The sequence below is a fragment of the Streptomyces pilosus genome, assembly GCF_014649835.1.
GTDB classification, from domain to species: domain Bacteria; phylum Actinomycetota; class Actinomycetes; order Streptomycetales; family Streptomycetaceae; genus Streptomyces; species Streptomyces pilosus.
This window is the reverse complement of the sequence record NZ_BMTU01000022.1, coordinates 13,419-34,769: the sequence shown is the minus strand read 5'-3', so window position 1 is coordinate 34,769 and position 21,351 is coordinate 13,419. Positions and strand designations below refer to the sequence as shown.

Sequence of the window (21,351 nt, the reverse complement as noted above, 5' to 3'; positions counted from 1 at the left end):
CGAACCAGTCCGGGGGTGCTCGTCACCGCCGCGTGAGAGGGGCGGCCAGACGCCGAGCGCTCCGCTCCGCGTCCCGGCCCACCCCGCGCAGCGAGTTCGACGACAGGCCGCGCTGCCACTCCAGCCCGACGAAGGCCGGCCCCGGCACCTTGATGGCCGGGCCCTCGCGGTGTAGCGGTTTCCCCTCGGCATCCAGGGCGCCGTCCAGGTGCGCGAGGTAGGGCAGGTCGGGGCGGTAGCCGGTGGCCGGCACGATCGCGTCCACCTCCTCCCGGTCCCCGGTCGGCCAGGTCACCTTTGCGCCCCCGACGCCAGTGAACAGCGGGCGGCGGTCGGGCCGGCCGCTGCGCAGGGCGGCCCGGTAACGGCCGTCGTCCAGCACCGGCTGTGTCGGCGGCCGGCGCGGTACCCGGCCGAGCGGGGCGGTATCGAGGCCGGTGACGCTGAGCCAGAAGTGCAGGTCCCGGCCGAAGGTGTGCCGACGGGTGAACTTCACCAGCTCCCGGGTGGCCGGCGTGACGGAGGCGACCTCGACCGGTTCAGCGGCGATCTGCACCGCGGAGTTCCCGGCGCCCACCACGACCACCCGCTGTCCCGTGAATGGCGCGGGGTTCCGGCAGTCCGCCGCATACAGGAGCCTGCCGGAAAAGACGTCCAGGTTGGACAGGGCCGGGCAGTGCGGACGGCCGAACGAACCGGAGGCCGCGACCAAGCTCCGCGCGCGAGGCCGCTCGCCGCCTCCCGTCTCCACCTCACACCCGCCGGGCACCTGGCGGGCCGCGGTCACGCGGCGGCCGGTGCGGATGTCGGCGTCCAGGCGGTCGGCGTAGGTGGTGAGGTAGGTGACGGCCTCGTCGCGGTGCGGGTAGCGATCCGGGCGCCGGGGAACGGCATCCCGGGCAGGGCACTGTACCGGGCGGGCGAGAACAGCGTGAGGCTGTCGTAGTACCGCGGCCAGGACCCGGTCGCCCGTGCGCTTCACCAGCGAGCCCCTTTAGTTCGATGAATGTCTATGTTGACGCTCATCAATACAAGTGTCATGCTGGGCCGCGCAAGCCATCGACAGATGTCGAAACACGCAAGGAGTCGCCGTGAACGCGCCCGCCGCCGCCGAACTGCCCGTCGTCGTCATCGGAGCCGGACCCACCGGCCTGGCCGCCGCCGCCCACCTCATCGACCACGGCATCGAGCCCTTGGTCCTCGAGGCCGGCCCGGCCGCCGCCGCCGCGGTGCGCGAGTGGTCCCACGTGCGCCTGTTCTCCACCTGGACCGAGGTCGTCGACCCCGCCGCCGAAAAGCTCCTCGCCCCCACCGGATGGACCCGCCCCGACCCCGCCACCTACCCCTCCGGCCGCGACTGGGCCGAGCTCTACCTGCAGCCGCTCGCCGACATCCTCGGCGACCGCGTCCGCACCGGCGCGCGCGTCACCGGCGTCTCCCGGGCGGGCCGGGACCGGATCGTGGACGCCGACCGCGACCAGCAGCCCTTCGTCGTCCACGTCGCCCACGCCGACGGCCGCGAGGAGCGCCTCTTCGCCCGCGCCGTCATCGACGCCTCCGGCACCTGGGCCACGCCGTCCCCGGCCGGCGGCAGCGGACTTGCCGCGCTCGGCGAGCAGACCGCAGCACACCGGATCACCTACCGCGTCCCGGACCTGAAGGATCCCGCCGTCCGCGCCCGGTACGCGGGCAAGCGCATCGCTGTCATCGGCTCCGGTGCCTCCGCGTTCACCGCACTCGCCTACCTCGCCGACCTCGCCAGGTCCGACGACGGAGCGGGAACGAAGGGAGTGTGGATCCTGCGCCGCGGCATCTCCGGTTCCACCTTCGGCGGCGGCACGGCTGACCAGCTCCCCGCCCGCGGCGCCCTGGGCCTGGCGGCCAAGGCCGCCGTCGACGCCGGCCACGTGGACGCAGTCACCGGATTTCGCACCGAGTCGATCGAGCGCGACACCGACGGCCGCCTGCTCCTGGCCGGCGAGGACGGCCGCCGCCTCGATGCAGTCGACGAACTGATCGTGCTAACCGGCTTCCGCCCCGACCTGTCGTTCCTGGGCGAGCTGCGCCTGCGCCTCGACGAACGCCTCCAAGCGCCCGTCGCCCTGGCGTCGCTGATCGACCCCAACCAGCACTCCTGCGGCACCGTCTGCCCGCACGGCCACCGCGAGCTCTCCCACCCCGAGCAGGGCCTGTACCTGGTCGGCATGAAGTCCTACGGCCGCGCCCCCACCTTCCTCGCCATGACCGGCTACGAACAGGTCCGCTCCGTCGCCGCCGCCATCGCCGGCGACCTCGACTCCGCCGACCGCGTCGAACTCACCCTCCCCGAAACCGGAGTCTGCGGCGGAGCCGGACTGTCCGACGCCTCCGACACCCAGCAGACGGACGGCGCCGGTTGCTGCGCCCCGGCCCCTCAGCTCATCCGGCTCGCAGCCCCCGCCACGGTCGCGGCCGCTACTGAAAAGGCCCCAACGGGCGGCTGCTGCGGCTGACCCGAATCCCGCGTGCAACTCGCGCTCCGCGTCCCCGACCTCCAGGCAGCGATCACCTTCTACTGCAAGCTGTTCGACGTCGAGCCCGCGAAACTCCGTGACGGCTACGCCAACTTCGCCATCGCCGAACCCCCGCTCAAGCTCGTTCTCTTCGAGGGCGAGCCGGGCGAGGACACCCGCATGGACCACCTCGGCGTCGAGGTCGCCACCACCGACGAGGTCCACGCCGCCACCAGCCGCCTGGCCGGCGTCGGCCTCACCACCCGGGAGGAGAACGACACCACCTGCTGCCACGCCCTCCAGGACAAAGTCTGGACCCGGGGCCCCGGCAGCGAACGCTGGGAGGTGTACGTCGTGAAAGCCGACGCAACCGAGCCGACACCGCAACAGCAGCGCGTCTGCTGCGCCGGCTCCACAGCGGTGAGGGAGGCCGCCGCAGGCGGTGGCTGCTGCTGACCCCACATGACCAACGCGCTCGACAGCGGGACCGCGACCGGAACGGGGGACCGGTCGCGGCCCCGCGCCGCCCTGCCCGCCCTCCGCGCCATGCAGATCGTGAGCCCGGGCATCGCCTACTACGCCTTTCCCGCCCTCAACCCCCAGATCTCCCATGCCACCGGCTGGCCCACCGGAGCCACCACCGCCGCGTTCTCCCTCAGCCTCGTCATCTCCGCCCTCGCCGGGATCCGCGTCGGGCGCATCCTCGACCGGCGCGGCCCCCGCACCGTCATGAGCGCCGACTCCGCGCTCGGCGTGGGCAGCCTGCCGATCGTGGCCGCAGCCCCCAACCTGCCGGTCCTCTTCGCCGGATGGGCACTTGCGGGGCTTGCCAAGGATCCACCGGTGTGCTTCAGGTCAGTGGAGCCGTGGGTTCGGGTGTAACACGAGGATGCTGTGTCAGCCGAAGAGCTTCGGCCAGAACGTCGGCGTCGACCTGTGCCGCTGTTCTGTCGCCGTACTCAATCATGTCGTACTCGTCGTCCAGTTCGGCGAGACGCTCGGCCAAGGGCAGTTCATGCCCGAAGCGTCGGTGGATCCTGAAGGCCAGTTCGCGTGGTGTCAGCTCGCCGGCCAGCATCCAGGCGGCAAGTGCTCCTGCCTCGGCTTCCTGTCCGGCTATGCCCGGGTGGAAGGGTTCGAGACCTAGCTCATTGAGTGCCGGGGGAAGAAGCCGAAGGATGTCGTTCTCCGCCTCTGCGCGTGTGCACGCGGCCAGGGTTCGCAGGGCAGGGCTGTCGAGTCCGGCGACGAGTGCATCACAGGCGCTGGTGACGACATGGGTTGCCCGGATCTCGCCGATGCTCCAAAGGAGGGCTCGGTCCTTGAGGGCGAGTGCTGCTGCTTCAATCGACATCACTTGTCCATGATTCCCTTCATGGTGCGTCGCGGTCGACCTGGTTTCCTCGGAGGTGCTGTTCAGCGGCCTGTTCCAGCAGGGCTCATGCTGAGTCCGCGTACCGCATCCTGGTCTTTTCGGCGAGGTTGAACACCTCGGCGAGGTGGAGCGGTCGGGCCCGTGGGACAGGGCCTCTTCGAGCCCGCGGTCGACGCGGAGCCGCTCCAGGGTGGCGTCCTGCCCGCGCATCGGTGCATTGATCCAGGGATCGCCTGCCCGGCTGGCGTGTTGGCGGTCTGGTTGTTGATCAGCAGGTGGAGATTCGCGGTGCTCGTCCAACGGTGGCGCCGGTGGTCCAGCCAGTCCGTCAGGAGCTTCAAAGTGAGGTCGTCGAGCGGCCGGCCGCGTCCCGCGATGGTCAGTCGGCGGTCGCTGAGATCGACGTCGTCGAGCATGAAAGTGGCGATCTGGACGACCTGGGCGACGTGAACCGCCGCGAGGGCGAGGACGAGCCGTGACGCCGGGCTGGTCGCAGCCGCTACGGAGCGTTCCACCTGCGCGGGGAGGAGCGGTTGCAGCACGGCGTACTCGTATTGCCCAACCGTGATCCGGCTCGTGAGGGTGCGGAAGGTCAGCCTGTTCCCCTTGGCCCAGGTGAACAGGGAAGCAGGGCAACGAACTGATCACGCCGATGGTGGCCGTCCACGGATCTCATGTGGGCGAGAACGTCGTCGTGGGTCACTTCCAGCAAATGGTCGTGGCGGTGAGGGCCGCTGTCGCACAGGCCGCGGGTCCAGCGCTCGCCTTCCGAACGGATGCCGGGTGCGAGCACGTCGGCAACGCAGTGGGGAACAAGGCGACTGACGTCTGGTGGTGATGCCAGGCACAGGAGAGGAGAACCAGTGGAAGCGACGAGTACCTACCTGCTGGCCAATGAGGGCCGTGTCATGCCCGAAGGCACTGCTGGGCTAGTGATCCTCGGCATTGCCGTCGCCGCCCTGATAGCCATGATCATCTATGGCAGGATGAGCCGGAACCGCGGTCGCCGAGGCTGATCGGTGCACCCGCCCTGTACCTGCACCAGGTCGGGCGGAGCCGCGGCCCGCAGCTCTCGCAACGCATCGGCCTGGCCAACGCGAACATACTCGGTGCGGCCAACGGGGGGGCGAAGTCACCCGTCGCGAGCCTGCCCAGAAGGGCGTCAAGGTAATTCCGCGATGCTGGGTCGTTGAGCGGACGTTCGGCTGGTTCATGCACCACCGTCGTCTCGCCCGCGACTACGAGAGTCATCTCCACCGCTCCGAAGCCATGATCAGGGTCATCATGGTCGACCTCATGAGTCGACGACTCGCCCACGAATTCACGCCGAACTGGCGCGCCTCATTACGCCAATTCAGGAGGAGGAATACTGAGCAGGGCACTGTCAGTCGGCCGATTCGATCACGTTTCCCTCGGTGTCGCTGAGGTGGAAGCAGTTGCCGTCGACCCGCACTGTGACCGATTCGGGTCGATGGTCGACCTGGAACGGTTCGTCCTCACGCAGAGTCCCGGACCATGACCCATCCGCTGCAGACGAGTAGGTGACAACGACCCATGTCTGCTTCGGGAGAAGCTGATGCGTTTCCGCCCGGGGCTGTACGGTCAACTCCAGCGCGGCCTCACCATCGTTGCTGAGCTGGCCTGGCTCGCCGGCTGCCGCCGACTTCACCGCCGATACGAACGCAAAGCCGAGCACTTCGTTGCCTTCACCAGCCTCGCCTGCACACTCATCTGCTACCGCCGACTCGCTAAATGAGATGACCTGTAGGGCGGTGTCCGAACTGGTCGGATGGCTGCGGAATGACGGCAGGGATCCCACGCTGCCGCAGGTGGACGAGGATAGCGAGGGACGAGTAAGCGCGGTCCGCCAGAACTGCAGTAGGGCGAGTGTGGGGCCTGCCCGTGCCTGTTCGGGGCGCGCTGATGCGGGCCATGACAGCCTCAAAGGCGGGTGCGTCACCGGCTTGTCCTGCGGTGATGGCGAAGGCCAGGGGTCGTGCACGGCCGTCGGCGGCCAGATGGACCTTGGTGCTCAGCCCGCCGCAGGAGCGTCCGAGCCCATGATCAGCAGTGCTCCGGCGGCGTGCTGGTGGGCCCGGACGACGGTGGAGTCCACCGATACGGTCCAGCCGATGTCGTCATCGGCGTCCGCCTTGGCCGGTACGGCCGCGAAGATCTTCGCCCGAGTGCCGTCGACGGCTCATCTGATCAGCCGCTTGTGAGAGGGCTGGGAGGAGCCGAGCTCGTCAGGCGGACCCCGCCATGGCGAACACGTGCGGCTTCCAGGCGATGGCCTCCAGGGTGCGGCGGTGGTCGGCCCACCGCCGTCCATGGACCGGGTCAGTCGGCATCAGCGGCGCGATCCGGTCCCACCTTGCATCAGTGATCACTGATCGGACGGACGCATCCGATCAACTGACCAACCGATCAAAGCGATACGCCAGAACCCAGGTACCGGGCCACCGACTCCTCGATCGCCGCCGCGTCCGCGCCCTCCGCCGCCCAGGCCACGTATCCGTCGGGCCGTACCAGGATGGTCGTCCGGCGGTCGCTCGCCCAGCGCTCCGCGGTCAGCCACCCCTCACGGGCACCGGGGCCCTTGTACGTCCCGGGTGTGATCAGCACGAACCGGCCGCCGCGCAGCGCCTCGTAGAGCCGGCCGTCCCTCAGGGCGACGTCGGGGGCGCGGGTGCCGGTGAGGCGGTGGGTGCCGCGGGGGGCGGGGTAGGCGTAGCCGATCCCGGTGATCTGACCCAGGGCCTTGCGCTGGACGGGCGGGGCCATGTCGACGAACGCGGAGACAAGGGCGCGGGCGGCACGCAGCAGCGGATTGCGTGCGCGGGCCAGCCGGACCAGTCCGCCACTGCTGCGCAGCACCGCCTTGCCGACGGGGTGGCGCTCGGCCTCGTAGCTGTCGAGGAGCCCTTCGGGCGCCCGCCCCTGGACGGCCGCGGCGAGCTTCCAGCTCAGGTTGGCGGCGTCCTGGAGGCCGGTGTTCATGCCCTGCCCGCCGGCCGGGGAGTGGATGTGTGCGGCGTCCCCGGCGAGGAAGACGCGCCCGACCCGATAGTGCGGTGCCTGGCGCTCGTCACTGTGGAAGCGGGAGAGCCAGCGGGCGTCGTGCATGCCGTAGTCGGTACCCAGGGCACGGCGGGTGATCTCCTTGACCTCGTCGAGGTCGAGCGGGGCGTCGTCGGAGACCTCGTTGCGGCGGTTCCAGCCCATGACCCGGTACCAGCCGTCGCCGAAGGATGCGATCATCGCGAAGGCGTCGCCGCGGCCGTTGACGGTGAGGACGCCCTCGGGCTTCTCGGCCAGCCGGACATCGGCCAGGACCAGCGACCTGATGACGGAGACACCGGGGAAGTCCAGGCCGATCGCCTCTCGCACGGCGCTCCGGTGACCGTCGGCGCCGACGACGTAGGCCGCTCGGCGGGTGACGACCGCCCCGTCCGCGCCGCGCACGTCGAGGTCGACCCCGTCCTTGTCCTGTCGCAGCCCAACGACCTCGTTCTCGTAGGCAAACTCGACCCCGGCCTCCCGGGCCCGCCGCTCCAGGAGCCGCTCGACCTCGTACTGCGGGGTGATGAGGAGGAACGGGAAGCGTGAGGGCAGCGTGCTCAGATCGAGGGAGAGGCGGCGGAAGAGCCGCAGGCCGGTGATGGTGCCGCCGGTGGTGAGGAGTTGGTCGGCGAGGCCGCGGGCGTCGAACTGCTCCAGGGTGCGTGCGTGTACCCCGAAGGCGCGGGAGAGGTTGTTGATCTTGCGCGGCCGCTTCTCGACGACGGTCACGGTGACTCCGGCCGTGGCGAGGTCACCGGCGAGGAGGAGGCCGGTGGGGCCGGAGCCGACGACGATCACGCTGCTGCGGGTGGCGGTGCCGTTCATGGTGGCCTCCTGTTGCCAACGCCTGCTTGCCATCGCCTGTCGCCAACGAATGTTGGCCAACGCTCGTTGACGAAAGTAGCGAGGCATCGAGGAGGATGTCAACATGTGTTGGCAAACAAGTGTTGGCGAACGCTTGGTGACCTACACCCGTTGGCCTACGCTTGTGGGCATGAATGGCAGCGACAGCGCCCCCAGGGTTCCCGGCTCTGGCGCCCCACGCCGCTCCGACGCCACTCGCGGCGCGATCCTCGCGGCGGCCCGCGAGCGCTTCGCGACTGACGGCTACGAGCGGGCCACCATCCGCGCCATCGCCAAGGACGCGAACATCGATCCGTCGATGGTGATGCGGTACTACCGAAACAAGGAGGGCCTCTTCGCGGCGGCCGTCGCCATCGACCTGCGGCTGCCGGACGTGAGCGGGGCGGACCGCCGGCAAGACGCGGGGCGGATCCTCGTCGAGCACTTCCTCGACATGTGGGAGAACAACGAGGTCCTCACCGCCCTGCTGCGGGTCGGCGTGACCAACCAGGCCGGGGCTGAGCGCATGCAGGGCATCCTGCGGGACCAGCTGCTGCCGGTCGCCCGGCAGGTGTGCCCCGACCCCGAGCAGGTCCCGGCACGGGCGGCACTCATGGCGTCGCAGCTGCTGGGGCTGGCGCTCACGCGGTACGTGCTGCGAGTGCCGCCCGCGACGGGGCTGGAGCGGGCGGAGATCGTGGCATGGCTGGCACCGACGATCCAGCGGTACCTGACCGCGCCGAGTCCCTGAGGCTTGCCGAGCACTCGTATCCGCCGGGACGGGACCGGTAGGGCGCTGGAAGGCCGCCCGGTGCATGAGACCCGCCATACGCCAAAAACCCGGGGCCCCGGCGGCCAGCCGAGCGCCGAGAACCCGCCGAGCCCCTGACACGCCCAGGGCCTGTCTCCTCGGTGAAGAAGACTGGCTGTCTGTTAGTCGAACATGCCTGCGTTGGGGTTTGGTTTGCCAGTCATCGGGCCGAGGCCCGCGTGGAAGCGGCGTTCCTGCTCCTCGTGATGGACGCAGGTGCCCACTCGTCCCCATGGAGAGAGGTCGCTCAGCGGGTACACGTCGAACTCAGCAGTCATGAGACGCCGCAGGAACTCGGTCCTACCGCAGTCGAACAGGCCCAGTGCGGATGGTCGTGCTGTCGGTGCTCCTCCCTACGGTTGTTACCGGCCTGAAGCACCTCTGCGAGCATGGCCCGGCCGGGGATCGCTGCGACGACGATGGAGAAGAGGTCCACGAGCTCTTCAACGACTTCCTGCCGGGAATGACGAACGCCCTCCCGGCCCTGCGAAGCCGGAGCCGATCCCGCCCGCGTGGCGAGTCATCCCCGCGCAGAGTGGGGGTAGACGGTGGGCACCCGAACACATCGCATACTTCGCACGAGAATGGTGCCCCTCATGGCCGAGACCCGGGACGTCGTCGAACTCATCCTCCAGGACCACCGCCGCATGGAAGACCTCTTTCGGCTGATGCGCAGCGTCGAGGCCGACCGGGCGGCGGCGCTCAAGGAGTTCGCCGATCTGCTGGTCGCGCACGCGCTGGCGGAGGAGGCCGAGGTCTACCCGGCCCTGAAGCGGTACCGGAACATCGACGACGAAGAGGTCGAGCACGGCGAGCACGAGCACGAGGAGGGGAACCAAGCCCTCCTGAGCCTGCTGGAGGTCGACCAGGTCGGCTCCGAGGAGTGGGACTCCAAGCTGGAGGAGCTGGTGGAGACCATCACCCACCACGCCGACGAGGAGGAGCGCACCATCCTCAACGGCGCCCGCGAAAACGTCGCGATGAAGCGCCGTGAGGAGCTCGGCGCCGCGTTCCTGGCGGACCGCGAACGCCACCTCAAGGAGGAGCCCGGCTCGATCGAGAACCTGCGCCGGATCGTCGGTTCCTGACCTCGTCCGCCCCTGGGTGGCGTGGGCCCCGGAAAGGCCCGCGCCACCTTCCGTCAGCCGTGCAGGAGGCCGCACATCTTCTGGGAGTGGCCGGGGCCGTGTCCGGTGAAGAGGGCTGCACGCGTCGTCGTCGGCGGGGGCTTGGGACGAGCCCGGCCGGACGCACTCGTAGTGGTCGTGAGGCCATCGAACCCAGCGCTGGGTATCGCGGTCGATGTCGCCGAGATGGTCGGCGCGGGGGCAGTCGTGGGCGGCACCGTCAACGCAGTGACCACCGGCCGACGATCATGCCGCCCGCACACAACGTGTCAGGCTGGCCGAAGTCCAGCGCCCGACTTCTGCAGAAGCTCTTCGTAACCGCAAACGGGCGCGGCTCGGTAACCGGCCTCCTGGACCGCCTCCAACACCGTTGCCGTATCCGACACGACAGCAGTTGTTGAGGCGTCGCGACGAGGTTGGCACACAAGAAGCGAATGCCAGTCCAGGAACTCCACGTCAGCCCCGGTGCCTTCGTAGTCGTTGTGCTCCCACTCCACCTCAACGCATCCGTACGAGATCACGCGATCTGGTCCAAGCGACACGTTCAGTGCCGCAGCCAGCCACTCCAGCAACCGGTCACGGCTGGGAGCGGCGACGTAGGTCCTGCACTCAAGGTCCGCATTCGCCCCGGCCGGCCCAAACGCACTGTCCTCCATAAGTGGATCCTTCCGGGTCAGCGATCCCTACGTAACCCGTTACAGCCTCGACAGCGCCACCCACGGGATGAGTGGCAGCACCTAGCCCTTGTCCGTATGCAGCCTGGCTGGGCGTCGACGCCGGGGGGCCGAAGCGGGAGCCGACTGGCGGGATGCCGCGCGTCAATGAAATCAGTGCCTGGCTGTCATGGAGGTTGGCATCGGAGATGCCGACCGAGAGCGGTAGCCCGTTGCGGTCACAGACCATGTGATACGCCTGCGGTGCTAGAGGTTGTCCCGTAACTGCTGGGCAGGGGTGAGATGATCTTGTCGTGGCTGGTGTGATCACGGCGTCGGAGCCCTTGTGGATAGGTCCGTTCACCGGGCTGAGTCCGCGGCAATTCAACAAGCTGATCACCGCATTGCGGCGCGAGGGAGCCGATCCGGTCCGCAAGGGCCGGTCGTGGTCGCTGCCGCTCGAGAACCGAGTGCTGCTGGTGGCCGCGTACTGGCGCACTAACCTCACCCTGCGCCAGCTCGCCCCGCTGTTCGGCATCTCCAAGTCGGCGGCCGACCGGATCGTCGACCACCTCGGACCGGCTCTCGCGCTCCAGCCCCGGCGGCGGTTCCGCAAGGACACCGTGCTCATTGTGGACGGTGCACTGGCCCCCACCCGCGACCGGACCGTGGCCGCTTCCAGCAAGAACTACCGCTACTCCACCAACCACCAGGTCGTCATCGACGCCGACACCCGCCTGGTCGTCGCCGTCGGCAAGCCGTTGCCCGGCAACCGCAACGACTGCCGGGCCTGGGAAGACTCCGGCACGAAGACCGCCGTCGGCACCACCCCCACGTGATCGGCGACGGCGGCTACCGGGGCACCGGTCTGACCATCCCGCACTACCGCCGGCACAAGAATGAAGAACTGCCGGCCTGGAAGGAGCAGCACAATGCCTCCCACCGCAAGGTCCGCGCCCGCGTCGAGCACTCCTTCGCCCGTATGAAGAGCTGGAAGATCCTGCGCGACTGCCGACTCAAAGGCGACGGCGTCCACCACGCCATGCTCGGCATCGCACGCCTGTACAACCTCACCCTCGCCGGATAACAGGCAAACGTGCAGGTCAGCCTGCATGCCTCAGAGCTTTTACAGGACAACCTCTAGGCAGCGACACCCAACCGAGCGCCATCAGTTTCGTCAGGCGCCTCTGTGCAGCTTCCTGTACACATACGCATCGTCCAGCCCCAGGCCCTCACCGACGCCGGGCATTTCGGAGACGCCCTACCCCTCTACAACGCGCTGGCAGCCGAACTGAACGCAACTGCTGGCAACACACAACAGGCAGTGGAGTGCCGGGCCAAAGCCGCGTGGTGCCATCAGCGCTTGGGCAACTTCGAGCAAGCTCTCACCGATTGCACTGCGCTGGCCGCAGAACTTGCAGGCGATGCCCTTGCGGAAGACCCCTTGTTGCTCGAAGTGCGCAGCCGGGTCGGCTTGGTGCAAGCGGCCAGCAACAAAACGGGGGAAGCGCTCGCCACTTTCGCAAGCATCTACCCCCTTCTCACCCAACACCTTGGCCACGACGATCCTTTGACCAGCGAGGTCTGTACCGTATTCAACCGGCTCAATCGCCTCGGCGGGGGCAGCTTCCCGCGACCAACCGCTGCCCCGGCCCAACAGGCGTCGACGTGATCTACCTTCACCGGCCGCGCGACCTGCACGGTCCTGCGAGTTAGGGATAGGTCGACGAGATCCGCTCGGAGTAGCGTGCTGAAAGCTGTATCCAATGTCGCTGGTCGGCGTTGCCCGTGCACGACGCAAGGCGGCCCGCGCTCATCTCAACCCTCTTGAAGATCGCCTATGAAGAAGACACCCCAAGCAAGTAGGAAGAGATCGTTGATCGCCTCTTCGACGTCCGAAGGTGCGCCGCGCCCCATGGAGGAAATCGCCCAATGGCTTGCCCGGTAACGCCAGTTGCGCATCGGCGATGACACATGAACTCACCGGAGCTTCGCCGATCTTGTCGCGGAGCATGGTTCATTCTTCCGTCCGGCGTCATGGCTTGAGGAAGCGCCCCATATATCCGGCCAGTGCTTCGCAGCAGCCAGCCACTGGTCTGACGAGAAGGACTGGATCTACGTCGAAGGCTTCGCCTTCGCCCCTGACAGTGCTCCGTTCACCGTCGTCGAACACGCATGGTGCTTGAACGACGAAGGGAACGTCGCCGACCCGGCCCTGCCGGATGGAGTGGTTACCGGCTACTTCGGTATCCCGCTGGCCAGTAGCTTCCGCCGCGAACAACAGTGCCTTCGCGCGACGATAGCTGTCTTCACCTCGGACCCGTCCAATCCCTTGGCCGGGTACAACAAGCAGATCTTGCAAGTAGGCCTTCCCGGACATGCTCTGGCCACAGACATAGTGGCCGTACTGGAGGGGGAGCGCGATGCCTCCATTGAGGGTGAGGGGCCGCTGAAAGGGCCAGCCCTCTAGGTGTCAGGCGATATAGCGCTCGACTCCGTGCGCCACACCGTGCTGGTCTTCATAGTCTCACGGCCCGAGCACGCCACCCGCACCTTCCAGACGCCCGGCACGCCAGACAACTCGATCGCCCCTGCTGCCATCCTTCTGGCATGCAACCTGCGCGAAGAAGCACACGATGCGGGCCAGGGCGGTCTCGTCCCACTCACCGGCCGGCACTGCAGGCTTCCCCGTCCCAGACCTCCACCGTCAGGGATGCGGTGTGGGTGGGCCCAGCACTGTAGAAATCACGGCGGCCAGGGTGTGCGGTGAGGCACGGGCCGCTCTCGAAACCCTCTGGGAACAGCACAGGAACCTGCGAGTCGTCGAAGTCCTGCGGGCCCACCCGTGGTAGTCCACATTCACCAAATACTCCTGGCGCCTGATTAGGCCAGCCAAGCAACCCGCCCCTTGTTGTCGTCTGGTGCCACGGGCTCCATCATCGTCGATCTCGGTTGCGAGATCGTTGAAACCAGCCTGTGCACGGTTCGAGACAGCGATGGCTGCGCCGCGTGACATGGCGTTCCTCGATGGACCATGCTGGCACAGGCCTACGGGGGTGAGCAGTCAGCTATGCGGTGTGGTGAGGGTCGGGGCGCTGTTTGCCCAGGCTGTGTCGAATTGTTGGAGGGCGATGGTGTAGAGGAGGCCAGGGGCTCGTGCGTACAGGCAGGGCGAGTTCCTGCCATGCGCGTTGTCGCTGTAGAAGGTCAGGTAGGCGACTTTGTCGGTGGCTATGACGCGGCAGGTGTGGGGCAGGTTGTAGCTGTGCAGTTGGATGTTGCGTTGGGCCCGTGCGGCCTGGGCGAGGTAGTTGATGTTGGCTCGGACCTGGTCTCTGAGCAGGTCAGGGGTGAAGCCTGGGTCGAAGCGGGCGACGTCGTGGGAGCGTCGGTCCAGCCAGGAGTCGCGTGGTATGTCCGGGTCGGGGAGCAGGATCTGGATGGATGCGGGTGAGAGGCCGCCGGACCACAGTGGGGCGAAGGCTTCGCGGGTGAGGATGTTGCCGCGTCCTGCCATGACTTTGACCCAGCGGGCCCGGGCGAGGTCCTGGCTCATGTTCTGTTCTGCGGCGGCTTGGCGGCGGTAGACGCGGCGCAGGCCCGTGCCGGTGAACCAGGAGCAGGCGGCGGTGAGCCACCACAAGGGGCGTGAGGCGCGCAGCAGGCTGAGGGCGAGCAGGAGGGCACTGGTGACCAGGGAGCTGAGTATGCCGAGCAGAAAGGCGTTCATGCTGAGACTCCGGTGGTAGGAGTTGTCTCCTTAGGCGGTGCTCGCGGTGCTCGTCGCTGGCTCAGCACAGGTAGGGGAGCAGTTGGCTCAGGACGTGGGCGGCGTTTCTTGCTGCGAGTTCGTGGTGCCGGTGGCCCTTGTCTTCGTCGGCGTTGTCCGAGACGCCGCGGATGACGATCCAGCCGGGGTTTTCTGTGCCGTGGACTGAGTTTTCCTGCCAGTACTGGCTGAGCCCGCCGGCCTCCATGTCTACGGCCAGGACCTTTTCGTGGTAGGTGGTGAGGTAGGTGCGGACCTCACTGGCCCGGTCGGCAATGACGGCTTCACCGGACCCGATGACTCCGGGGAATACCTCGTACTGGTTGCCGGCGTGCGCGGTGATTTGGCCGTCGATGCGCGCCGGCGTCCCGTGGTCGGTGAAGTAGGCGTTCACGGCATGAACGACTTGCGCGGGTGCTTGCCGGTGCTCGCCGCGGCGGCGGGTGTCTCCCATCGGGTTGATCTTGCGGCTTTCGTAGTAGACGACGTCGGTGGAGACGATGACGTTGCCGATCCGGGCGTAATCATCATGGATGCCGCCTCCGATGCCGACGAGGGCCCACAGTCGGGGGTTGTAGTGGTGTCGGAGGTTTTCCAGGGCGGCCATGGTGGACCGCTGTCCCTGGCTTTGCGTCTGGGTGGCCACGACGCGCAAGGTGGCACCGGGGACACTGTGTTCGCCCTGGTAGAAGTACAGGCCGCTTGGCATCTTGTGCCGGTGAAGCTTTAACTCATCGATGACCGAGCGGAGTTCCTCACTGAGGATGGTGACGATGCCGATGTCCCACCCGGCGTCCGCCTCGACGGCCGGCTCGGCGGAGTGCTGGGGCACTGGCCCGGAGGCTTGAGCGTTCGCTCCGATCGCGATGTTGCTGAAGTGGTTGTTGCTGCCGTGGCTGATGATACCTCGGTTGTTGGTCATGAGGCTGCTCCGTTGTCGGGCTGTGCGGACTGGTTCGCAGCGACGCTGACCTGAGCCGCGTCGCCTACGGCGTTGTTGGTGAAGCTGTTGTTGTCGCCGAAGTTGAAGATGCCGCTGTTGATGATTTTGAGTGCTCGGTCCTTGAAGACGGACGTGTCGATGTCCTTGTCCTGCAGAAAGTCACTGGCGGCGCTCAAAAGCCGTTGCTCTATGGTCTTCATCCGTCCGAGAATGTCGCTTTTCTCAAGCTGCACCTTGGTCCAGGCCTGCGACGATTCCTCTCGTATGCTGACGCGGCTGCCGATGAGGATGTTGCGGATCGGAGTCGTGGTGAGGTCGCGGGGCAAGACGGCGGTCTTTGCCAGCGTGTAGAGGTAACGGAAGATCCGCCATGAGTGCTGGATGTCGGAGGGCAGCGCGGCCAGTTCGTTGAAGGCTGCCCATATGACGGCTGCGGCGCCGTGGTGGCCGAACTCTTCAGCTCGCTGGAAAGAGCGTGGCGTGTGCGCGAGTACGCATGCCGCCGTGGACAGGCTCAGGGTGCGTCCCTGCAGGCTGACGTGCAGCAGGACGGTCGCAACGAATTCCGCCCCGTCAGCGGCGGTAGTTACCTCGAGGAAGTGGTGCTGCTTCGATTCCGGCGTGTTGATGATGGAACGCAGTTCACTCCGGGTGAAGTGGTGCGGAAGCAGCGATCGATCCACCGCCACATCGGTCTCGGCGACGTAGACGCGGTCCCGGACCTCTGCCGGCAGCCGGACGTCGCGGCTGTCGATGTTCAGCGGCAGGACGGCCTCGCGCAGATGCTCGACGAGTTCGTGTGCCCGGAAGGGCGGCACCGGGTGCTCACGTTCGTGCAGCGGCGCATCGTCGGTGTCGGGCCGCAGTAACTGGATGCTCATCGGCGGATTCCACTGGTAGACGAGTTCACCGGCTCCAATGAATGGTGACTGGTCACCGAAGAGCGTGAACATGGTGAGGTCGTCGTCCTCGTCGCCGCTGTGCCGGGGGCGGCGGTATACGGCGCACATGTGGTGCTGCTGGCGGTCGGCTGCCCGCTGACGGCCGGACAGGCGGGCGGGGCGCAGCGCTGGGGTGCGCATTATGCGGTTGAGGATCAGCTGGCGTGTGGCTCCCACGGCCAGGTAGACGAGTGTGATCGCCGCGGCCAGGAGGAGTGCTGTCAGCGCCTGCTGTGGATGGATGAGTGCGATGACCAGGATGGTCAGGGCCAGCCACAGCGCGGCCGTGGTGACACGTCTGAATGCGAGTGCTTTGCGCGTCGGGATACGCGGGAGGAGGAGCCTGAACAGGTAGCGATGGGCCCGTAAGGGGTCTAAGCCGCGGCGTCTGGACTTGTGGGCCGGCATCGGCTGGCGGTCGCTGTCCCTCAGCAGTCTCGTGAGACGGAGCAGCAACAGCAGGCCGAAGCCGCTGGCGATAAGGATCGCCGCGGGAACGGCTCCGGTGAGGACGGGGCCGACTACTGCAGCGAGGACCGTGGTGCGAGGGAGCACGCTGAGCGCGGCGGCACGCCATGCGTGATGCATGACGGGGACGATGTCGAAGCCGTAGGACGGGGCGACCCTGCGGTGCGGCGCGGTGCAGACCTCGTCGATCACAAGGTCGCGGAAACGTTCGTCCACATACACGCCGGCGCACAAGTGACGGGTGGCGGCCGTGGGTTCGAGTGTTGTCTCCTGTGCTGGTGGCGCGTGGGAAGTGGTCATGTCCTGCCCTCGGCTTCTACAGTTATGGTTGCTGTGACCATAAGTGTCGCCGGAGTTTAAGTCAATGAGACCTTTAGGGGTGCGGGTGGACGACTGGCTGAAAGACTCAGAGGAGGTCGGACCCTCGTGGCTGACCGTGGACCTTGCGATCTTCACCCTCAGAGACGACCAGCTGATGGTGCTCCTGATCGAGCGCGGCCTGGACCCCTTCAACGGCATGCCCGCGATGCCCGGAGGCTACGTCCAGAAGGACGAGACCCTCCGCGACGGGGCCCTGCGCGAGCTGGCCGAAGAGGCCGGCATCGACGGCAGCCAGCTACACCTGGAGCAGTTCGGCACCTACGCGGACCCCGGGCGCGACCCAAGAGGCAGAGTCGTGACCGTCGCCTACCTCGCACTGGGGCCGAACCTGCCGACACCCGTCGGCGGGACCGACGCCGCACGCGCCTTCTGGGCCCCTGCGGCGCGCCTGGAGGATGGCGCGCTCCGCCTGGCATTCGACCATCAGACAATTCTGACCGAGGCACTGGAAGAGGTCCGCAGAAAGCTCGAGTACACCGCTGTCGCCACGGCCTTCTGCGGCGAGACGTTCACACTCAGAGATCTCCGCACGGTGTACGAAGTGATCTGGGGTCAGCCACTGGATCCGAGCAACTTCCGCCGCAAGGTACTCAACACCCCGGGATTTGTGCAGCCGACGGGAGATCAGTGGCTGCCCCCCACCGGGCGTCCGGCCGCTCTCTATCGCCGCGGACATGCATGGCTGCTCAACCCGCCCCTGCTGCGTGCGGCAACGTCCGGTCAGCGGGGCTGAGGCGGCGGCTCCGGTCGCGGAAGTGATCAATTGTGGGATGCGCTCACCGGGCTGAGGGCGCACCGGTACCGCATAGCGGACTCCGAGGTCGCCCAGAACGAGTCACCCTTGCCCGGGCGGGGCAGCGCGTCTTCTGGACTACGTCTTTTCCCGGCAGCTCCCCTCCGCACGCGCTGGTCACGAACCCGGCGGGACGCCCGCTGCCGGCTGAGTTCTATTCGGTGTTGCCCGCTGTGCCGGTAGAGGCGTTGAACGCCGCACGGAGAACCAGGAGGTGGGTCAGACCCCCACGCATGTGGGGAGCGCGGCAACTGCCGCATTCACTCGGAGCCGGAGGAGGGCAGACCCCCAGGCGTGTGGGGAGCGGCCCAGCGTCGTCCAGCTCGCCGCCCTGATCTACGGCGGACCCCCACGCGGTGGGCTGGCCACTTTGTAGCCGAAAGCGACCGCGCGCACCGTGGGCAGACCCCCACCGAGTGGGGAAGCTCGCGGTCAGTCATCCAGGGCACCCAGGACTGTGGCCCGGCCCCGGGTGGGAGCGCGGGCGCCATGTTTCGTCCTGCGTGGTGTTCCCACTCCCCATGAGGCGTCCCGGCCGGACCGCATTCCCAACTGCATACGCAGTTTCTGCAGTTGTGCTGAACGGGTCTAGGGTCCCGACGACGGCACCGCTGGAGCCCAGTAGCCGGTACGGCGTCCACCGCTCTCCGGTCTCGTGCAGTCTGCCGATCTCGGGCAGGACGAACGCGGTCAAGTCCCTCTCGGGGAGGTTGGCTTGAAGCATCCCGGGAAGCTAGCAGAAGAGGCCGCTGACCTGCGAATACTCAAGGCTTAGTTCGGTTAATATGTTGGTGCCGATCAACGTGGTGGGCGCGACGGAGGACCACAGTGTGCGCTTCCATCAGTGAGCCTTTTCTATCCTCACCCTGAGGCGTGGCGAAGGACGAGGACGGCCTGGACGATCGTGGTGATGCTGTGCCACCCGCCGGGGTGAGGGCGAGATGGGCCGCTGCCCGCAGTTTCGATCCTCACGCCGTCCCGGGCCCGTTTCAGATTTTTGGAACGGGCACGGGGGCAGGCGTTTGGTGCCGTCCGCAGCACGCGTTGCGAGAATGCTTTCTGCACGCACGTTTCGATCTGGGGTGGGTTCGTTGGTCTGGTGGGCGGAAAGGTTCCTCTGGGACGGGGAGCGTCCCGCATGGACATGGGTCCCATTGAAGTCCGTGGGGCCCATACGGTTCGGTCAGAGCAGGGAGGAAGTCTCAGCCGCTCTGAGGGAGCCGATCTTGGCATGGGACACCAAGGAGTACGCGCGCTGGTTTCCCTTCGACCGGGTTGGTATCGACACCTACTACGACCAGGAGACGCAGACCCTGGCTGCAGTAGCTGTCGACGCCTGCCGGGGTCCGCAGGTCAGTCTCGATGGTGTCCCTCTGGTTGGTCGGCTGCCGTCGGAACTCGAGGCCTGGATCGAGAGGACCGCGTCAACACTTGAGGACCCCACTCTGCCCGAGTACGTGGATGGCCTGCGCTTCGGGCCCCGCGGGGAGCCGTATCTCCTCAGCCTGGGACTGGTCCTGCGCTGCCAGCAGAACGGAGACCACGCCCGCTGTCGCCCAGTGTTCCTTGCGCCTCGGTGGGCCATGCGAGGTCAGGAATGGATCGAGGACTTGATCCCCGACAGGGAGTGGCTGACGTACTGAACTGTTTTGACCTGACGGAAGGTTGGGCGTGAGGCCCCAGCGGCGGAGATGAAGAGAGCTCCTGGTAGACATGTACGTGCGTCTGGCCCGCCTGGAACCGCACTCCTACCTGTGGGAACACCGCGACTACGCCGAACTGCGCGACACCGGCTGCCACCGCCTGCACATCCCGCTCGTCACCAACCCCTCCGCCGTGCTGGTCACCGCCGGCGCCCGGGTGCACATGGCGGCCGGAGCCCTGTGGCGGCTGACCCCGTCGCAGGCCCACGGCGTGTGCAACACCACCGGCCCGGACCGGCTCCACCTGATCGCCGACGTCTACGCCGACGACGCCTACCAGACGCTCGCCGCCCGCCCGCACCTGCGCGACGGCGACGCCACCGACCTGCCGGAGATGACGGAGGCGGAGCGGGACGGGCTGCTGGAGAAAGCCGTACAGCTCGCGGAGCTCGGCTTCACCGGCGCGGCGGAACAGACGCTGCTGCGCGCCTTCTACACCTACGCCCTGCCGGAGGGCGGCGCGTACGACCTGATCGCCGAACTTCACATGGCCCGCGGTCGGGACGGCGACGCACACCGCTGGCGCGAGGCGAAAGCGCACCTGCTCGCCCGCCCCTGACCCCGGCCCGATCCCCTTCGCCCGAGAGGACACCGCATGCCCACCTCAGTCTCTCCCCCGATCGAACTGCCCGCGCTCGAGGAACTCGCGCACGCCTACAGGCCGGCGCAACTCGCCGTCCTGAGTGACCTGGTCCACGCCCTGTCGACCACCACGGCCGTAACGCACCTGCTGGTGCGCGGATCCCTGGCCACCGGCACCGCGGACCGGCTGTCCGACGTCGACCTGGTCGTCGCCGTCCGCGACGAGAAGCTGCCCGCCCTGATGAGCAGCCTGGACGCGCTGATGTCCACCACCTTCGGCGCGCTGCTGCCGGGCTGGCGGGACACCATCGTCGCCAACCTGGGCGGCGCCGGGTTCGTCTACCTGCTGTCGCACGACGGCCACCTGCTCCAGCTCGACCTGTACCTGTGCCCGACCAGCGCGGTCGACGCGCTACGCCGCAGGATCGGGCCCCGCCTGCTGTGGCAGGGCCCCGGCGCCGACGACATCGCCGACGCCGACACCCAGCAGCGCACGGCCCAGGCACTCGCCCGCACGGCACAGGCGCCAGCGGACTGCGGTCAGCTGCTGGTCCAGGCGATGGTGCTGCACGCGATGCTCCGCAAACGCCTGCTCCGCGGCCAGCACTACATCGCCTACGGCCTCCTGCACGACCTGAACGCCACCTTGCGGGACGTGATCCGCACTGCGCTGGTCCCGCACTCCCGGCACCACGGCTGGTACCACCTGCCCGACGAAGTCGGCCGCACCGCCACCGGCCGGGAGTGCCTGACCAAGCTGACGAAGGCACTCACCAGCCCGCCGGTGCCCACCGTGGCGCAGGCCGACGACGCCCTGAACCGCACCGTGCGCCTCACGCAGCGCATCGCCCCACACGCCGCCGACGCGCTGACCAATGAGATAGCCGCGTACCGCGCCTACCAGCAGCACGAGGAAGGACTGGCATGACCCCCACCGACCACGACACGGGCCTGACCGTGGCCCTGTTCGCCGGGGTCGTCCCACCCCACGGCGAGGAACCGTTAGCCGAGGCGGCCGGCGCCGCACTCGCCCAAGCCGGGTACGCCCTGCGGCACGGCGGCTACAACGGACTGATGGAGGCCGCCGCGCGCGGCGCCACCCGCCACAGCGTGCCGGTCACCGCCATCACGCTGGCCGACCGGCCCGACTGGGGAGCGTTCAACCCACACGTCACCACCACCGTCTACGCCCCGACCATGGGGGAGCGGCTGCACGCCTACCTCGACGACGCGGACCTGGTCGTCGCGATGGGCGGCGGCGTCGGCACGCTGCACGAACTCACCGCCGCCCTGTACTACGCCACCACAATCCGCCACGTGCCCGTACGGCTGCTCGGACCCACCGCGTGCCGCCTGAGCACGTTCCTGCGAGGGTGGCTGACCGAGAGCCCCACCCGGCCCCTGGGC

General features: G+C 67.9%; 19 protein-coding genes and 7 pseudogenes. 17 read left to right on the top strand and 9 right to left on the bottom strand.

Translation table 11 applies throughout. The features are described 5' to 3' along the window. Positions 1 to 22 precede the first annotated feature (22 nt). Positions 23 to 982, bottom strand: a complete 960-nt coding sequence (locus IE118_RS32720; protein ID WP_229847068.1) for an NAD(P)-binding domain-containing protein — start codon at positions 980 to 982, stop codon at positions 23 to 25. Positions 983 to 1,091: 109 nt separating this feature from the next. On the opposite strand from IE118_RS32720, the gene IE118_RS32715 reads away from it, so the two are divergent. The 3 genes and pseudogenes from IE118_RS32715 to IE118_RS32705 form a co-directional block, all read left to right on the top strand. Next, positions 1,092 to 2,492 carry an NAD(P)-binding domain-containing protein gene (locus IE118_RS32715; protein ID WP_189561728.1) on the top strand — a complete coding sequence of 467 codons (1,401 nt, stop codon included), beginning with the start codon at positions 1,092 to 1,094 and terminating at the stop codon, positions 2,490 to 2,492. Positions 2,493 to 2,504: 12 nt separating this feature from the next. After that, on the top strand, positions 2,505 to 2,948 hold the full coding sequence (locus IE118_RS32710; RefSeq protein ID WP_189561727.1) for an ArsI/CadI family heavy metal resistance metalloenzyme: 444 nt from the start codon (positions 2,505 to 2,507) through the stop codon (positions 2,946 to 2,948). A gap of 6 nt (positions 2,949 to 2,954) precedes the next feature. Further along, positions 2,955 to 3,323: pseudogene (locus tag IE118_RS32705) on the top strand (MFS transporter); the annotation flags it as partial. Between the two features lie 19 nt (positions 3,324 to 3,342). Here IE118_RS32705 and IE118_RS32700 read toward each other — a convergent pair. Then, positions 3,343 to 3,846, bottom strand: a complete 504-nt coding sequence (locus tag IE118_RS32700) for a hypothetical protein (RefSeq protein WP_229847071.1) — start codon at positions 3,844 to 3,846, stop codon at positions 3,343 to 3,345. Between the two features lie 332 nt (positions 3,847 to 4,178). Here IE118_RS32700 and IE118_RS32695 point away from each other — a divergent pair, with 332 nt between their 5' ends. The 4 genes and pseudogenes from IE118_RS32695 to IE118_RS32675 all read left to right on the top strand — a co-directional run. Continuing rightward, complete coding sequence (locus IE118_RS32695) at positions 4,179 to 4,346, top strand: hypothetical protein (RefSeq protein WP_189561726.1); 168 nt, start codon at positions 4,179 to 4,181, stop codon at positions 4,344 to 4,346. A gap of 384 nt (positions 4,347 to 4,730) precedes the next feature. Next, entirely contained in the window at positions 4,731 to 4,883 is a 153-nt protein-coding gene (locus IE118_RS32690) for a hypothetical protein (protein ID WP_189561725.1), read from the top strand. A 112-nt stretch (positions 4,884 to 4,995) separates the two neighbouring features. Beyond that, a pseudogene (locus tag IE118_RS32685) lies at positions 4,996 to 5,211 on the top strand (IS5 family transposase); the annotation flags it as partial. Positions 5,212 to 5,503: 292 nt separating this feature from the next. Continuing rightward, positions 5,504 to 5,623 (top strand): annotated as a pseudogene (locus IE118_RS32675) (IS5/IS1182 family transposase); the annotation flags it as partial. Positions 5,624 to 5,636: 13 nt separating this feature from the next. Here IE118_RS32675 and IE118_RS32670 read toward each other — a convergent pair. Continuing rightward, a pseudogene (locus IE118_RS32670) lies at positions 5,637 to 6,218 on the bottom strand (IS5 family transposase); the annotation flags it as partial. Positions 6,219 to 6,294: 76 nt separating this feature from the next. Further along, positions 6,295 to 7,755: an FAD-dependent monooxygenase gene (locus IE118_RS32665; RefSeq protein ID WP_189561723.1), complete on the bottom strand. Its 1,461-nt coding sequence runs from the start codon at positions 7,753 to 7,755 to the stop codon at positions 6,295 to 6,297. 169 nt (positions 7,756 to 7,924) lie between these two features. Between IE118_RS32665 and IE118_RS32660 the strand changes: the two genes are divergently transcribed. Together IE118_RS32660 and IE118_RS32655 are read left to right on the top strand one after the other, a co-directional pair. After that, positions 7,925 to 8,524: a TetR/AcrR family transcriptional regulator gene (locus tag IE118_RS32660; RefSeq protein ID WP_189561722.1), complete on the top strand. Its 600-nt coding sequence runs from the start codon at positions 7,925 to 7,927 to the stop codon at positions 8,522 to 8,524. A 656-nt stretch (positions 8,525 to 9,180) separates the two neighbouring features. Beyond that, on the top strand, positions 9,181 to 9,672 hold the full coding sequence (locus IE118_RS32655) for a hemerythrin domain-containing protein (protein WP_189561721.1): 492 nt from the start codon (positions 9,181 to 9,183) through the stop codon (positions 9,670 to 9,672). A 308-nt stretch (positions 9,673 to 9,980) separates the two neighbouring features. Here IE118_RS32655 and IE118_RS32650 read toward each other — a convergent pair whose 3' ends face one another. Both IE118_RS32650 and IE118_RS32645 read right to left on the bottom strand, forming a co-directional pair. Next, positions 9,981 to 10,367, bottom strand: coding sequence for a hypothetical protein (locus IE118_RS32650; protein WP_189561720.1), 387 nt, complete (start codon positions 10,365 to 10,367; stop codon positions 9,981 to 9,983). A gap of 84 nt (positions 10,368 to 10,451) precedes the next feature. Continuing rightward, positions 10,452 to 10,617 (bottom strand): annotated as a pseudogene (locus IE118_RS32645) (IS5/IS1182 family transposase); the annotation flags it as partial. Between the two features lie 61 nt (positions 10,618 to 10,678). On the opposite strand from IE118_RS32645, the pseudogene IE118_RS32640 reads away from it, so the two are divergent. The 3 genes and pseudogenes from IE118_RS32640 (at position 10,679) to IE118_RS32630 (ending at position 12,834) form a co-directional block, all read left to right on the top strand. After that, positions 10,679 to 11,451: pseudogene (locus IE118_RS32640) on the top strand (transposase). 102 nt (positions 11,452 to 11,553) lie between these two features. Continuing rightward, on the top strand, positions 11,554 to 12,036 hold the full coding sequence (locus IE118_RS32635; protein ID WP_189561719.1) for a hypothetical protein: 483 nt from the start codon (positions 11,554 to 11,556) through the stop codon (positions 12,034 to 12,036). Positions 12,037 to 12,546: 510 nt separating this feature from the next. Then, entirely contained in the window at positions 12,547 to 12,834 is a 288-nt protein-coding gene (locus IE118_RS32630; protein WP_189561718.1) for a hypothetical protein, read from the top strand. Positions 12,835 to 13,428: 594 nt separating this feature from the next. Here IE118_RS32630 and IE118_RS32625 read toward each other — a convergent pair. The 3 genes from IE118_RS32625 to IE118_RS32615 all read right to left on the bottom strand — a co-directional run bounded on the left by IE118_RS32625 (position 13,429) and on the right by IE118_RS32615 (position 16,785). Further along, a complete protein-coding gene (locus tag IE118_RS32625; RefSeq protein ID WP_189561717.1) occupies positions 13,429 to 14,094 on the bottom strand; it encodes a hypothetical protein in 666 nt (221 codons plus the stop codon). A gap of 61 nt (positions 14,095 to 14,155) precedes the next feature. Beyond that, the gene (locus IE118_RS32620) at positions 14,156 to 15,055 is read right to left on the bottom strand and encodes a 5'-methylthioadenosine/S-adenosylhomocysteine nucleosidase family protein (RefSeq protein ID WP_189561716.1); all 900 of its coding nucleotides are present in this window, start codon (positions 15,053 to 15,055) and stop codon (positions 14,156 to 14,158) included. Then, positions 15,052 to 16,785 carry an AbeC-like domain-containing protein gene (locus IE118_RS32615; protein WP_189561715.1) on the bottom strand — a complete coding sequence of 578 codons (1,734 nt, stop codon included), beginning with the start codon at positions 16,783 to 16,785 and terminating at the stop codon, positions 15,052 to 15,054. Before IE118_RS32615 ends, IE118_RS32620 begins: the two co-directional genes overlap by 4 nt. A gap of 85 nt (positions 16,786 to 16,870) precedes the next feature. Here IE118_RS32615 and IE118_RS32610 point away from each other — a divergent pair, with 85 nt between their 5' ends. The 5 genes and pseudogenes from IE118_RS32610 to IE118_RS32590 all read left to right on the top strand — a co-directional run. After that, positions 16,871 to 17,599 carry an NUDIX hydrolase gene (locus IE118_RS32610; protein WP_229847067.1) on the top strand — a complete coding sequence of 243 codons (729 nt, stop codon included), beginning with the start codon at positions 16,871 to 16,873 and terminating at the stop codon, positions 17,597 to 17,599. A 1,286-nt stretch (positions 17,600 to 18,885) separates the two neighbouring features. Then, the gene (locus IE118_RS32605; protein WP_189561713.1) at positions 18,886 to 19,302 is read left to right on the top strand and encodes a hypothetical protein; all 417 of its coding nucleotides are present in this window, start codon (positions 18,886 to 18,888) and stop codon (positions 19,300 to 19,302) included. A 70-nt stretch (positions 19,303 to 19,372) separates the two neighbouring features. Further along, a complete protein-coding gene (locus IE118_RS32600; RefSeq protein ID WP_229847066.1) occupies positions 19,373 to 19,921 on the top strand; it encodes an aspartyl/asparaginyl beta-hydroxylase domain-containing protein in 549 nt (182 codons plus the stop codon). Positions 19,922 to 19,957: 36 nt separating this feature from the next. After that, positions 19,958 to 20,872 carry a nucleotidyltransferase domain-containing protein gene (locus IE118_RS32595; RefSeq protein ID WP_189561712.1) on the top strand — a complete coding sequence of 305 codons (915 nt, stop codon included), beginning with the start codon at positions 19,958 to 19,960 and terminating at the stop codon, positions 20,870 to 20,872. After that, positions 20,869 to 21,228 (top strand): annotated as a pseudogene (locus IE118_RS32590) (SLOG cluster 4 domain-containing protein); the annotation flags it as partial. The gene IE118_RS32595 and the pseudogene IE118_RS32590, both read left to right, overlap by 4 nt. Positions 21,229 to 21,351 lie beyond the last annotated feature (123 nt).